Origin of the sequence: Thermophilibacter gallinarum, assembly GCF_014982725.1 — a bacterium.
Classification (GTDB): domain Bacteria; phylum Actinomycetota; class Coriobacteriia; order Coriobacteriales; family Atopobiaceae; genus Thermophilibacter; species Thermophilibacter gallinarum.
Map to the genome: position 1 here is coordinate 139,318 of NZ_JADCJZ010000003.1, position 12,683 is coordinate 152,000.

The 12,683-nt window shown below is 66.3% G+C and carries 12 protein-coding genes and 1 tRNA gene; 3 read left to right on the forward strand and 10 right to left on the reverse strand.

Annotated features, from left to right (window positions below; all coding sequences use genetic code 11):
* Positions 1-22: 22 nt before the first annotated feature.
* The 6 genes from INF26_RS07310 to serC all read right to left on the reverse strand — a co-directional run bounded on the left by INF26_RS07310 (position 23) and on the right by serC (position 5,780).
* A complete protein-coding gene (locus INF26_RS07310) occupies positions 23-403 on the reverse strand; it encodes a Rid family detoxifying hydrolase (protein ID WP_193530299.1) in 381 nt (126 codons plus the stop codon).
* Between the two features lie 27 nt (positions 404-430).
* A complete protein-coding gene (locus INF26_RS07315) occupies positions 431-1,273 on the reverse strand; it encodes an aminomethyl transferase family protein (RefSeq protein ID WP_193530300.1) in 843 nt (280 codons plus the stop codon).
* Positions 1,270-1,989, reverse strand: coding sequence for a CDP-alcohol phosphatidyltransferase family protein (locus INF26_RS07320; RefSeq protein ID WP_193530301.1), 720 nt, complete (start codon positions 1,987-1,989; stop codon positions 1,270-1,272). Before INF26_RS07320 ends, INF26_RS07315 begins: the two co-directional genes overlap by 4 nt.
* Positions 1,990-2,096: 107 nt before the next feature.
* A complete protein-coding gene (locus INF26_RS07325; protein ID WP_193530302.1) occupies positions 2,097-3,500 on the reverse strand; it encodes a M20/M25/M40 family metallo-hydrolase in 1,404 nt (467 codons plus the stop codon).
* Positions 3,501-3,511: 11 nt separating this feature from the next.
* Entirely contained in the window at positions 3,512-4,687 is a 1,176-nt protein-coding gene (locus tag INF26_RS07330) for a 3-phosphoglycerate dehydrogenase family protein (RefSeq protein WP_193530303.1), read from the reverse strand.
* Positions 4,688-4,697: 10 nt separating this feature from the next.
* On the reverse strand, positions 4,698-5,780 hold the full coding sequence (gene serC / locus INF26_RS07335) for a 3-phosphoserine/phosphohydroxythreonine transaminase (protein ID WP_193530304.1): 1,083 nt from the start codon (positions 5,778-5,780) through the stop codon (positions 4,698-4,700).
* 158 nt (positions 5,781-5,938) lie between these two features.
* Between serC and INF26_RS07340 the strand changes: the two genes are divergently transcribed.
* Positions 5,939-6,015 (forward strand) — tRNA-Pro (locus INF26_RS07340).
* A 173-nt stretch (positions 6,016-6,188) separates the two neighbouring features.
* On the opposite strand, the gene INF26_RS07345 is transcribed toward INF26_RS07340, so the two are convergent.
* Positions 6,189-6,746, reverse strand: coding sequence for a cysteine hydrolase family protein (locus INF26_RS07345; protein WP_193530305.1), 558 nt, complete (start codon positions 6,744-6,746; stop codon positions 6,189-6,191).
* A 320-nt stretch (positions 6,747-7,066) separates the two neighbouring features.
* On the opposite strand from INF26_RS07345, the gene INF26_RS07350 reads away from it, so the two are divergent.
* Together INF26_RS07350 and bilS are read left to right on the forward strand one after the other, a co-directional pair.
* Positions 7,067-7,381: an MGMT family protein gene (locus INF26_RS07350; RefSeq protein WP_193530306.1), complete on the forward strand. Its 315-nt coding sequence runs from the start codon at positions 7,067-7,069 to the stop codon at positions 7,379-7,381.
* Between the two features lie 46 nt (positions 7,382-7,427).
* Positions 7,428-7,901 (forward strand): flavodoxin family protein BilS, encoded by a 474-nt coding sequence (bilS, locus tag INF26_RS07355; protein ID WP_193530307.1) that lies wholly within the window; start codon positions 7,428-7,430, stop codon positions 7,899-7,901.
* Positions 7,902-7,928: 27 nt separating this feature from the next.
* Here bilS and INF26_RS07360 read toward each other — a convergent pair whose 3' ends face one another.
* From INF26_RS07360 to INF26_RS07370, 3 genes are all read right to left on the reverse strand, one after another.
* On the reverse strand, positions 7,929-9,737 hold the full coding sequence (locus INF26_RS07360) for an ABC-F family ATP-binding cassette domain-containing protein (RefSeq protein WP_193530308.1): 1,809 nt from the start codon (positions 9,735-9,737) through the stop codon (positions 7,929-7,931).
* Positions 9,738-9,817: 80 nt separating this feature from the next.
* Positions 9,818-10,726: a hypothetical protein gene (locus INF26_RS07365; protein ID WP_193530309.1), complete on the reverse strand. Its 909-nt coding sequence runs from the start codon at positions 10,724-10,726 to the stop codon at positions 9,818-9,820.
* Between the two features lie 261 nt (positions 10,727-10,987).
* Positions 10,988-12,634 carry an InlB B-repeat-containing protein gene (locus INF26_RS07370; RefSeq protein WP_193530310.1) on the reverse strand — a complete coding sequence of 549 codons (1,647 nt, stop codon included), beginning with the start codon at positions 12,632-12,634 and terminating at the stop codon, positions 10,988-10,990.
* Positions 12,635-12,683 lie beyond the last annotated feature (49 nt).

A 12,683-nucleotide genomic window follows, 5' to 3' on the forward strand; every position in this document is an offset into this window, starting at 1 on the left:
GCTCACTCAATAATACCGCGGATCAGCGGCAGGCGACGCAGTCCATCTCGATGAGTGCGCCGAGCGGCAGCTCGTTCACGCCGACGACGGCCCGCGCCGGCGCGGGCGTCGAGAAGCGGCGCGCATAGACCTCGTTCATGGCGGCCATGTCGTCGAGGCTCGCGAGGTAGACGGTGGTCTGGGCGACGTCGGAGAGCGTGCAGTCGACCTCGGACAGGATGTCCTCGATGATGTCGATGACGCGCTCGGTCTGCTCGCGGATTCCCCCGTCGACGAGACGCCGGTTGTCCTCGCGCGAGATCGGCAGCTGTCCGGAGGCGAAGACGAGGCGCCCGGCGGTGGTCCCCTGCGAGTAGGGTCCGAAGGCCTCCGGCGCCTTCCTGGCGTTGATCGAGTACTTCATCGCGTCCCCTCTCTCGACTGAAGACGACTATGCCAACGCTCGGCCGCCCACGAAGTCGCCCCCGTCCCTCACGAGGCCCCAGCGGACGAGTCGGTCGCGGCTAACGCGCTCGGGACCGGCCCCGACGAGCAGCTCCCCCCAGGGAAGGGCGCCCGCGAGAAGGCCTGCGAACGCGGGCACGCCAACGGGAGAGACCTCGGTGAAGGAGAGCAGGCTCCTCCATAGTACGCGAGCGCGCGCGGGCGGGACGAGCACGACGACAATGTCCTGGGCGAGCGGTGCGCCCGGCCGCACGACAACGACGTCGATGGCATCGAGCCGCAGCTGGCGAACCTGTCCCGGCGTCGGGAGAGAGGCGTCGTGGAGGTAGTCGGAGAGCACGTGCTCGGCTGCCGGGCCGCAGAGCGCGAGCGGGACGAGCATCTCGCTCGCGTCACAGATGGAGACGAGTGGGAAGGCTCGGGCGCCATCGGACTCGGCGCGTGCGAGAAGCCCCGTCCAGGCGGCGAGCGCCTCCCCGCGCGGAGACGGGTCGATGACGACGAACTCGGTGTCGCCGCAGCGGGCGACCAGCGGCATGGAAAGCAGCGAGCCGTCGCCCGAGAGCGTCGCCGAGAACGAGCACTCGCCGACCGGCAGCGGCTTCCCGGCGAAGGTCGCGTACGCGAGAGGCTCCGCGTCCGATCCGCTCACGAGGAGGTAGGTGGCGCCGGTGAGGTCGGTGAGCCTCGCCTCCCCCGCGGCGGGCGCACCGACGGCCTCGCGCGCGTAGGAGCGCACCGCGAGCAGGCCCGTCGTCTCGGAGGGCACGAAGGAGGCGCCGAGGAGCGCGTGCTCCTCGTGCAGGACGCCGGTGCGCGCGTCGCTCATCGCTGCGCCCTGGTGCCGCGGACGATCCTGACGCCCTCGACGGTGTAGACGATCGCCGTGACGAAGGAGCAGATGACGCCCGCATAGACGAAGAAGATGCCGACCGCGGCGCTCAGGTCGTTGAGGCCGGGCAGCCACGCGACGTCCACGAGCCCGAGGCCCTCGACCACGGGAAGCCCGAGCAGGAGGTCGCAGAAGCCGAACATGAGCAGTGCCGTCGCGGCCTTGCCGACGTAGGCGACATCGACGGGACGACGGCGGTAGTGCTGCAGCACAAGGCTCCCGACGGCGAGATAAACGTCGCGGCCGATGACGAAGACGGGCACCCAGAGCGGGAGCTCGCCGACGATGAGCAGCCCCAGCACGCCGGTGAACAGCAGGATGCGATCCATGATGGGGTCCATGATCTTCCCGAGCCAGCTCACGGTCTGCGTCCGGCGCGCCACCTGGCCGTCCAGGAAGTCCGTGGTCGCCGCCACGACGTAGCAGACGAGCGCGATGGTGCGCTCGTGGCCGGCGGCAAAGAGCAGGAGGAACGCGATCGTGAGCCCGAGGCGGCAGAACGTGATGACGTTGGCGACGGTGAAGACCTGCGTCGAGGGGTTATCGGAGGTGCCCACCAGGGCATCGGCGCGACCGTTTGCCTGGCGCTCGGCCGCGTCGGCGTCCGCGATGTTCTTGAGGAGATCCTTGGTGCGGTCTACTCTCTCTGACACGTGCGCCCTCTCAGCTCGAAGTTGTCTGAAGCCATTCACAGGCTACCCATGTTAGCGCAAATCGATACGTCCCCGGGCCCTCCGCGCGTCAGCGCATCGTCAGCCGTCTAGAGCACAGTGCGCTCGAGAAGGGCGAGAAGGACGCGGATGCCCTGGGCGTACACGCGGCGCGCTATGCGCTCGTTCACGCCGTGAAGGCCGCGCGCAAGCTCGTCGTGCGCGGGGCGGAAGGGCGTCATGCGCAGGAGCTTGCCGCAGACGCGCTCGTAGCGGACGGAGTCGGTGCCTCCGCACATGATCGACGGGACGACAAGGGTCCCGGGGTGGTAGCGACCCATCACCCCAACGAGCTCGTCGTAGCCCGGCCCGCCTGCCTCGTCGACGCGGCCCGCGGGCGTGGCGTGCAGCACCTCGACCTCAACCTCAGGTCCAACGAGGCCGCTCGTCCAGGCGAGCACGTCCTCGACCGTGGTTCCCGGCAGGAGGCGGAGGTTCAGCGTGGCGGTCGCGTCCGCCGGCATGACGTTGGGGGCGGGCGAGCTGCCGCCTATCTGGTCGACAGCCATGGTCGTGCACACGAGCGGGTGGAGCGCGCGCACCGAGGCGGCGTAACGTGCGAGCTCGTCGGCGTTGCCCTCGACGTCTGCGACGAGCGAGCGGACGGGCTCGGACGAGACCAGCGGCGCGAGGGTCTCGAAGGTGCTCGCGACGGGGCCGACGAGCCTCGGCGGGAGCGGGTGCTCCGCAAGCCGGGCGATGGCCACGCAGAGCCGCTCGAGCGAGGTGCCCCCGAACGGGTTGGAGGAGTGGCCCCCCTCGCCGCGCACGGTCAGGCGCAGGTCGAGATAGCCCTTCTGGGAGAGGCAGACGTCCGAGACCACCGTGCCGGGGGCACCGTAGGGCGCGGCGTCGGCGAACGTGCTCACGCCCTCGTCGAGCGAGAACGCCGCATGGACGCCCCGTCTCTCGAGCTCGGCCGCCAGCGCGGTCGCACCGAGGCTGGACACCTCCTCGTCCTCGCCGAACGCGAGGATGACGGTCCTTCTCGGCCGCCCGTGGAGCGAGAGGAGGTGCTCGAGCGCCTCGAGCTCGCCCATGAGCATCTCCTTGATGTCGAGGGCGCCTCTTCCCCAGATCCACTCCTCGTCGACGTGCCCGCCGAAGGGGTCGTGCTCCCAGAGCTCCTCCGTCCCGGGGACGACGTCAACGACGTCCTGGTGCGCGAGGAGCAGCGCGGCGGACAGCTCTGGATCCGTGCCGCTCACAGTTATCAGGATGGAGTGGCCCACCCGCTCCGTGCGCCCGTGACGGGAGATCAGCGGGAAGGAGGAGCAGATGAGGTCATAGAGCGCGTCAAAGGGTGCGAAGTCGGTGGTCTGCGGCGTGTCGTAGACAGTGCGCAGCGCGAGCGCGGCCCCGAGACGCCGTGCGGCGCCCTCGAGGTCGAGCCCGGGATAGTCGTCCTCGTGCGCGAAGTGGGCGCAGGGGTCCTTCTCGGGAAGGCCGCTCACTCGGGCCCCCGCTAGGCCTCGCGGGCGATGACGCGGACGCGCGTCACGTGGTCGAGGGCGGAGAGCTCGGCCCCCGTCTCGGGAGACACCGCACCGCTCACCTCCACGAGCGTGTACGCGTACGCGCCGCGACTCACGTTGCTCATGTTCTCGATGTTGAGGCCGCTGTTGGCGAGGACCTGCGTGAGCTGGCCGATGACACCCTGCGCGTTGTCGTGGAAGAGCGCGACGCGCGACCCCTCGCCGAGCGGCCCGAGGTCGACGCGGCCGTAGTTGACCGAGTTTGCAATGTTTCCGTTCTCGAGGTAGTCCCGGAGCTGGCGTGCGGCCATGACGGCGCAGTTGTCCTCGGCCTCCCCGGTGGAGGCGCCGAGGTGCGGCAGGACGATGGCGTTCTTCATGTTGGCGGATGCGGGGTTGGCGAAGTCCGTCACGTAGCGCGCGAGGTGACCGTCGTCGAGCGCCTCGGCAAGCGCCTGCTCGTCGACGAGGGCGTCGCGGGCGAAGTTGAGCAGCACCGCGCCGCGCTTCATGTGGGCGATTGCCACGGACGAGATCATCCCGCGCGTCTCGTCGGTCGCGGGTACGTGCAGCGTCACGAAGTCGCAGGCGGCGAGGAGGTCGGAGAGCTCGGTCGCGTGCTCGATGCGGCGGTCGAGGCCCCAGGCGGCGTTGATCGAGAGGTAGGGGTCGTATCCCATGACCTCGGCCCCGAGGGCGATGAGGACGTCGGCCACCTGCGCGCCGATCGCGCCGAGGCCGATGACGCCCACGCGCTTGCCCGCGAGCTCGCAGCCGGCGAAGCGCTTCTTCGCCTTCTCGGCGCGCTTGGCTATCTGCGGGTCGTCGCTTGCCTCGTGGACCCACTCCACGCCGCCGATGACGTCTCGACACGCGAGGAGCATGCCGCAGATGACGAGCTCCTTGACGGCGTTGGCGTTGGCGCCCGGGGTGTTGAAGACGACGATGCCGCGCTGGGCGCAGCGCTCGACGGGGATGTTGTTCACGCCCGCGCCCGCGCGCGCGATGGCGAGGAGCCCGGCCGGCGCCTCGATCTCGTGGAGGTTGGCGCTGCGCACCAGCCAGGCGTCGGCCCTGTCGGGGTCGTCGACGAACTCGTAGCCGGCTCGCTCGAGGGCATCGGTGCCCACGGTTGAGATGTTGTTCATGCAGTGGACGGCGTACATGTCCCCTCCCCTAGCGCGCGTTGCGCGTCTCGAAGTCCTTCATGAAGCTTACGAGCGCCTCGACGCCCTCGCGCGGCATGGCGTTGTAGATCGACGCGCGCATGCCGCCGACGGAGCGGTGCCCCTTGAGGTTGACGAGCCCGTGCTCGGCCGCCTCCTTGACGAAGGCGGCGTCGAGGTCCTTGTCGCCCGTGACGAAGGGCACGTTCATGAGCGAGCGGCAGGACGGGTCCACCGTGGACGAGAAGAGCGAGGACTCGTCGAGGAAGTCGTAGAGCACCTTGGCCTTATCGGCGTTGCGCTCCCCCATCGCCTGGAGGCCGCCGTTCTTCTCGATCCACTCGAAGACGAGGCCGCAGACGTAGATGCCCCAGCAGTTGGGCGTGTTGTAGAGCGATCCGGCGTCGGCCTGCGTCCTGAGGCGCAGCATGGTGGGCACGCCGGGCAGGTCCTCGGGGATGAGGTCCTCGCGCACGATGACGATCTGGACGCCCGCGGGGCCGACGTTCTTCTGGACGCCCGCGTGGATGAGGCCGTAGCGGGTGACGTCGACCGGCTCGGAGAGGAACATCGAGCTCTGGTCTGCCACGAGCACGTGGCCCTTGGTGTTGGGCAGCTCGCCGAACTTGGTGCCGTAGATCGTGTTGTTCTCGCAGATGTAGAGGTAGCTCGCGTCATCGCGGATGGGCAGGTCGGAGCAGTCGGGGATGTAGGAGAAGTTCCTGTCCGCAGAGGAGGCCACGGCCGCGGCGTCGCCGAGGATCTGCGCCTCCTGGAAGGCCTTCTTGGCCCAGTTGCCCGTAATCACGTAGTCGGCCTTGCCGTTGGTGGCGAGGTTCATGAAGACGGTCGAGAAGAGCAGCGAGTCGCCGCCTTGTGTGAAGATCACCTTGTAGTTGTCGGGGATGCCCATGAGGGAGCGCAGGCGCGCCTCCGCGCCCTCGATGATGCCCTTGAAGACGGAAGATCGGTGGCTCATCTCCATGACGCTCATGCCGCAGCCGGCGTAGTCGAGCATCTCGTCCGCGCACTGCTTGAGGACGCCCTCGGGCAGCACGGCGGGACCGGCGGAGAAGTTGTACACGCGTGCCATGATCGTTCCTCCTAGGGTTGGCCTTGCCGTGGAACCATCATAGGCACGAGGAGCCCGTAAGGTGCGCACCTGAAACGCTCGCGATACACGGGTTTCGCATACTTGGCGGTCTCGCTTGCGTCATGTGCGACGGGATGCTATAGTTCTTCCTCGCACGACGGGTGGTGGCGCAGTTTGGTAGCGCACTTGACTGGGGGTCAAGGGGTCGCTGGTTCGAATCCAGTCCACCCGACCAGGATGTGAAGAGGACCGGGGATTGCTCCCCGGTCCTTTTTCGTATCTGCCGACCGCTCTTCTCGCCGCCTGGCAAGGTGACAGGTTTTACCGCTCGCCGAGGCGATCCCTCGCCCGCGAGCGGTAAAACCTGTCGGTCAATGCGTGATTTGAGGAGGTCACGGCTCGTCGCCGCTACGCCAGGGCGGCCTCCAGCTCCGCCACGCTCACGAGCTTGGAGCCGTAGCACTTCTCGCAGTGCTCGAGCGCGCCCTCCTGGGTGCCGCAGAGGAAGGTCATCGTGGCGTCGGTCACCACGACCGAGGCGTAGTTGTTGAAGTAGGCGTCGGCCAGGGTGTGGAGCACGCAGATGTTGGTGTCGGCCCCCACGGCGATGACGGTCTTCACGCCCAGCTCGCGCAGGGTGAGGTCGAGGTCGGTCTGGAAGAAGCCGGAGTAGCGGCGCTTGGGGATGGTGATGTCGCCGGGGGCCTGCTCGATCTCGGGGAAGACGCGGACCTCTCCGGCGACGCCGTGCTCGCCCCAGAGGTCGAGCTCGCGGTCAAGACCGCGGATATGCGCGTCGTTGCAGTAGATAACCGGGATGCCGGCGGCGTGGCAGGCGGCCACGGAGCGCGCCACGGCGGCGCGATAGGCGGCGGTCGCGGCGTCGGGATCGTAGAGCGAGTCGTCGCCCACGGCCTCGATGGCGTCGATGACGAGCAGTGCGGTAGTGTTCTTGTCGAGCTCCATGATGCTCCCTCCGATTGACGTCACGAGGACGTTACCACGGCCACGGATCAAACAAGCCATCCGCAGCAGAATGGAAACCTAATGCCCCCAGGGCAGAATAGCTACCCACCTGTGTCACAATTTAGCTCTGCTGTGTGGGGAGCCTAGAGAAGTCTCTTCGACGGAGATCGCACGGGCGCGATAATCCTGCGAAAACGCTTCAGCCTTCGTTCAATCTGACGAAGCCAGCGAATATATTCACACAGATGACGCATATAGTGACACAGGTGGGCTCGAAATTTGCCTCTGAGACCTTCCTGGGAGTATGGGGTGAACATCGCATGAGGGAGTCGTTCTTCGAGCGCGCGTGGGACGTGGTGCGCCAGATCCCCGAGGGGCGCGTGGCCAGCTACGGTCAGGTCGCGCGGCTCATGGGTGCGCCGCGTTGTGCTCGCCAGGTGGGCTACGCCATGCACGGAAGCCCCGGGGTCGCCGGCGGCGTGCCGTGCCATCGCGTGGTCTTCGCAGACGGCTCGCTCGCTCCGGGTTTTGCCTTCGGAGGGCCGGGAGAGCAGCGCCGCATGCTCGAGGCAGAGGGCGTGTGCTTCCGGCCGGACGGGCGCGTGGACATGAAGAAGTCCGCCTGGGAGGTCTAGCACCCGGCAAACGGGTACAAGAACGCCAGTCGACCAAGGAGGACCCATGTCATACGCGATCATCTGCAGTTCCAAGACCGGCAACACCGAGAAGCTCGCGCAGCGCGCACGCGAGATCCTGGGCGAGGAGGACGAGGGCCCGGTTGCCGATGCCGACCTCGTGCTGGTGGGCTCCTGGACCGACAAGGGCGGCATGGACCCCGCGCTTGCAGAGGCGCTCCCCCCGCTTGCGGGCAAGCGCGTATTTCTCTTCGGCACCTGCGGCTTCGGCGGCAGCCAGGCGTACTACGACCGCGTGCTCGACCGTTTCCAGTCTGCGCTTCCCGAGGGCGCTCAGGTCGTGGGTCGCTTCATGTGCCAGGGCCAGATGCCGCCCGCCGTGCGCGAGCGCTACGTCAAGATGGCCGAGCAGGACCCGAAGAGGTTCGAGCCGATGATCGAGAACTTCGACCGCGCGCTGGGGCATCCCGACGCCGCCGACCTCACAGCTTTCGAGAACGCCCTACGCTCCGCACTATGATCCAAAGGGGGACAGCCCCCTTTTGAATCATTCGATGCCGAGGCGATCGGAGAGCTCGAGCCACTCGTCCTCGAGGGACTCGCGCTCGGCGAGGCACGCGTCCAGCGCCTCCTGTGCGGCCATGAGGGCGGCGTAGTCGCTCGCGTCCACGGCGGCCATATCGGCTCTCAGGCGCTCGGGCTCCCCCGCCGTCTTCTCCAGCCTGCGGCTCACCGCGTCGAAGCGCTTCTTGAGCTCGCGGCGCTCCTGGTTGGAAAGACCTGTTTCGGTCGGCCGAGAAGGGCCATCTGCCTGTGGCTCGTTTTCTGTGACGGGCTCGGCGCCGCCGCTCTTCTCGCCAAGCAGGCGAAGGTACTCGTCCACGCCGCCGGGAACATGGCGTACATGGCCGTCCAGCAGCGCGAACTGGTCGTCGGTCACGCGCTCCATGAGATAGCGGTCGTGGCTCACCACCAGAAGCGTTCCCGGCCAGCTGTCGAGCAAGTCCTCCATGACGGCGAGCATGTCCGTGTCCAGATCGTTGCCCGGCTCGTCAAGGACGAGCACGTTGGGCTCCTCCAGGATCACGCAGAGGAGCGCGAGGCGCCTACGCTGTCCGCCGGAAAGGTCTTTGATGAAGTTCTGCAGCTCGCGCTGCTCGAAGCCCAGGCGCTCGATGAGCTGCGTGGGGCTCTGCATCTTGCCGCCCACGAGGTAGCTTCGCTTGTAGCGACCCAGCACCTCAAGCACGCGCCAGTCGTCCTTCTCGCCCAGCGCGTCGAGGTGCTGGCTCATGAAGCCAAAGCGCACCGACGCGCCGATCTTCACGGTGCCGGACGTTGGCTTGAGCGCTCCCGTCATGAGCGCGAGCAGCGTGGACTTGCCCGCGCCGTTGGCGCCGAGGATGCCGTAGCGGTCGCCGGGGCCGATGAGCCAGTCCACGCCGTCGATCACGCGCGGGCCACCGGGATAGGCAAAGCTCACGCCCTTCATCTCTATGACCTGCTTGCCCAGGCGGCTCACGGCGAGGCGCTTGAGCTCGAGCGGGTTTCTGAGCGGCGGGTCGTTGGCGATGAGTGCGCGTGCGGCCTCCACGCGGAACTTCGGCTTGCTCGTGCGCGCCTTGGCGCCGTGCGCGAGCCAGTTGAGCTCCTTGCGCAGCGTGTTCTGGCGGCGCTCCTCCATGACGGCGGCCTGGCGCTCGCGCTCCACGCGCTGCTGGATGTAGGCGGAGTAGCCGCCCTCGAAGGGCTCGATGCGGCGGTCGTGGACCTCCCACATGTGCTCGCAGACCTCGTCCAGGAACCAGCGGTCGTGCGTGACCACGAGAAGCGCGCCCTCCCCCATCGGCCAGCGACGCTTGAGGTGGTCCGCCAGCCACTCGATGGCGGCTAGGTCGAGGTGGTTGGTGGGCTCGTCCATGAGGATGACGTCCCAGGTGTGGCAGAGCACGCGGCAGAGGTCCACGCGGCGGCGCTGCCCGCCGGAGAGTTCGCCCACGAGGCCGCCAAGGTCGAGGTCACCCACGAGCTCGTCCAGGATCGCACGTATGCGGGCGTCGGAGGCCCACGTGTACTCCGGTACGTCGCCGAAGATCGCGCGGCGCACGCTGTCCTTGTCGCCGAGCTCGTCCGCCTGCCCGAGATAACCCACGTTGATGCCGCGTCGCCACGTCACCGCGCCCGCGTCAGGCTCGAGCACATGGCCCACGATCTCCAGCAGCGTGGACTTGCCGTCGCCGTTGCGGCCGACGATGCCGATGCGCTCGCCCTCGTTGATGCCTATGGTCTGGTCCTCGAGCACGCGCTTGCCGGGCCACTCGTGCCCCACGCGCTCGAGACCTATGAGGATTCCCATGTGAGACAGCCTCTCGGTTGAGGTTTGCGTCCCACATTATACGGGCTCCAACCCAGGCGAGAAGGACGACGGTCCGCACCTCAGAAACGGCAGCCGCGGCGAAGGAGCTCCCCGCCTACGATCGCGAGCACGCCTATGGCGAGATGCGAGCACACCGCCATGACGGGCAGCGTGTCGCCGGTGCCCGCGAGACGCGCGGCCTTTGCCTCGGCTGCGACCGCCGCCTCGGCGGCGTCGATCTCACTGAGCAGCTCGTCGCAGCGCTCGATCAGGTCCTCCAGCTCGGCACGCTCCTCATCCGTCGCGTCCCCGAGGTTCTCCTCGGCGGCGTCCTTCACCGCCTCGACCGTCTCGCGGTCGTCTGGGCCCACGGTGTCCGACGTGAGGCCCTCGATCTGGCCGGCGAGGTCCTCGACGGGCTTCATCGTGACCGTGACCTCGGTGACGTTGCCCGCCCGGTCGGTGGCGACAATGGTGTAGCTTCGGTCCACGTTACCCTCGAGCTCGAAGCCGCCGGTGACAGGCGCCCCGTCGAGCGTGACGGTGGCGAGGTTCTCATCGTCAACGTCGACGGCCCGGGTCGCGTAGTAGGTTCCGCCGTCGTCGACGCCCGTGACCGCGGGCAGCGTCGCGTCGAGCACGAGGCCGTCGGAGGAGATGTAGGTCACGTTGTCCGCATGGTCGGTGATCCTGGCGTAGACGACCAGGCGCTGGTCGGGCTCGATGCTAAAGGGACCCGTGTACTCGGTGAAGCGCATGCCCTCGAGCTCGTCGACCGTGAACGCCGTGTCGCCGTCGTCGATCAGGTACGCCACCTTGGCGGCATCGTCATCCGAATGGCCCACCATGCCGTAGCTGTCGTCGTCGGCGGCGATCTCGACCGTCTGGGTCTCCTTGAAGAAAAGGTCGATCGTGAGGGTGTTCAGAAGCGAGGCCCACATGTCGTTCTTGATCGAGATCTCGCCGGTGGGAGCCGTCACGTCGGTCAAAAGGGAACCGTACTCGTTCCCGCACACTTCGCAGACCGGCAGCGCGAAATGGCTTTCCTTGCCGCCCGAGCACGGCGCCTCGTCGAGATGGGCTCCGCAACCGTTCTCGCAGGCGTGGTAATGCATGCCGTTTTCTTGCGTCCACACGTCCGACGGGTCATGGTTGTCGGAGTCCAGGTTGCCGTAGGACTCTCCGCATATGGCGCAGACGGCGAGGTCCGCGCAGGTGGCGGTACCGCCGCTGTGCTGGCACGCGTAGTTTCAGACCGTGCAGGCGCCGTCCTCCCACGTATGATCCGCCTCGGCGACCACGACGGCGCCGCAGCACTCGTAGGCCTGCTCGTGGGTCGTCGCGGTCTGCTCCCACACCGGCTTTCCCTCATGGTTGCCCGGATCGACGCCACCGGTCGTTCCGCCGCACTTGGGACATTTCGCTGGCGTCTTGCAGGTCGCCTCGATCGAATAGGTGCAGTTCTCCCACTCGGTATAGGCGCAGCCTTCGTTCGTGCAGCTGCGCCCGTGCTGTCCGTTGGCCCCCTTCTGGTACGCACCGAGCACATGCCCGGTACTCGCCGCCTTGATTTCATACCCACATTCATCGCATGTCAGAGCTGTTGTGCAGTTCCCGTCATCGGTGCCGGCGTGGGGCTCGTAGACGGCCTTCACGGTCACGGAGGACCCGGACAGCGTCACCGAGGTGCTCGCCGATGACGCGTCCCCGAACGTTGCGTTACCACTGACGACTTCCCACCTTACGAAGTGGCCCGAAGCGGTCTTCTCGGAGGCAGAGATCTGCACGGCGCTCCCAGCGACATAGTCGCCGCCACCGGGGCCATCCTGAACGGTCAGCGTGCAGGTGTTGCTTTTCTCATACAGCTTGAGGCTCTGCGCATCGGCACTGGCACCAAAAGCTTCACCATAATCGCCATATATTGTAAGGGGGGCAGTCACCGACAGCGAAGCGCAGCCCGCTGTCACGCCGTCGATAGGCCAGATTCTGTTGAAGACGAACAAGGGATTGCGCAGCACCTCAGCAAGGGAGTTGCGGACGAGCCTGTTGACTCCATTGGGCGCATTAACGCCGACAAGAGAAACTTTAGTATCGGAGCCATTGGTATTTTCATAAGCATCGGCATAGAGGTTTAAGTAACCTGCGTACTCAGGATCATCATAATCAATGTACGAAAGGTAACCTATCCATCCAATAAGGTACTTATTCCCGTCATTGCCATCATACGAACAATATGTTCCCCATGGGGTTCCATCCTCGAGACAGCCAGGCGTTGGGGTTCCTGAATTCTCGATATCACTCGTGAAACGCGTGTAGAATTCTCCCTCTACGTCGTCCCAATGCCAGGTGCACGGGGAATTCGAAAGATAAACGAAGGGAAGCGTCGGGTACACCACGCCATCAAACTCCGTTGGTTTTCCACCGGTGAGATAGTAAGCGTCTGCAGAACGTTGATAGACTGTTTCGATGATGGTCTGTGTCACCGCGAGGTATTGGGCACCATCGACGTTCTGTCCGGTCATGCGGATGTGGTAGCCCTGATTCCCCTCGTCCATGTCGCCCTGAACCGCCGTCACCTCGAACTCGTACTGAGCGAGGTCGTTGCTGTTGGCCCAGAGATTCCCGTCATCATCGAAGCTGAACGCAGTGGTTGACGTGCCCTGTTGATAAGCAGGAATGAACGTGTCAGCCGTCAGGAGCCTGTTCGTGGTATCCGTTTTGGTGAGGTTGTTGCTGATGTTCGCATGGAACACGTAGGTCTCGCCGCTGGTGGACTCGTCGCCCTTGACGTAGACGGAATTTCCTGTCGCCGCTAATGCTGGAAGGGGCGGGGCAAGCAAAAGCACTGTAAACATAGTCATTAGCGCGACGAATCTTTTGAGCCATGCCATACCCATTGATTACCCCCTGCAAGCAGGCGTGCTACGTCCACTCAAACGTGATGTC

Excerpts from the sequence above, each read along its gene's own strand:
- INF26_RS07310 (WP_193530299.1), bottom strand. The coding sequence starts at position 403 with ATGAAGTACTCGATCAACGCCAGGAAGGCGCCGGAGGCCTTCGGACCC.
- INF26_RS07315 (WP_193530300.1), bottom strand. The coding sequence starts at position 1,273 with ATGAGCGACGCGCGCACCGGCGTCCTGCACGAGGAGCACGCGCTCCTC.
- INF26_RS07330 (WP_193530303.1), bottom strand. The coding sequence starts at position 4,687 with ATGTACGCCGTCCACTGCATGAACAACATCTCAACCGTGGGCACCGAT.
- serC (WP_193530304.1), bottom strand. The coding sequence starts at position 5,780 with ATGGCACGCGTGTACAACTTCTCCGCCGGTCCCGCCGTGCTGCCCGAG.
- INF26_RS07345 (WP_193530305.1), bottom strand. The coding sequence starts at position 6,746 with ATGGAGCTCGACAAGAACACTACCGCACTGCTCGTCATCGACGCCATC.
- INF26_RS07350 (WP_193530306.1), top strand. The coding sequence starts at position 7,067 with ATGAGGGAGTCGTTCTTCGAGCGCGCGTGGGACGTGGTGCGCCAGATC.
- bilS (WP_193530307.1), top strand. The coding sequence starts at position 7,428 with ATGTCATACGCGATCATCTGCAGTTCCAAGACCGGCAACACCGAGAAG.
- INF26_RS07360 (WP_193530308.1), bottom strand. The coding sequence starts at position 9,737 with ATGGGAATCCTCATAGGTCTCGAGCGCGTGGGGCACGAGTGGCCCGGC.
- INF26_RS07370 (WP_193530310.1), bottom strand. The coding sequence starts at position 12,634 with ATGGGTATGGCATGGCTCAAAAGATTCGTCGCGCTAATGACTATGTTT.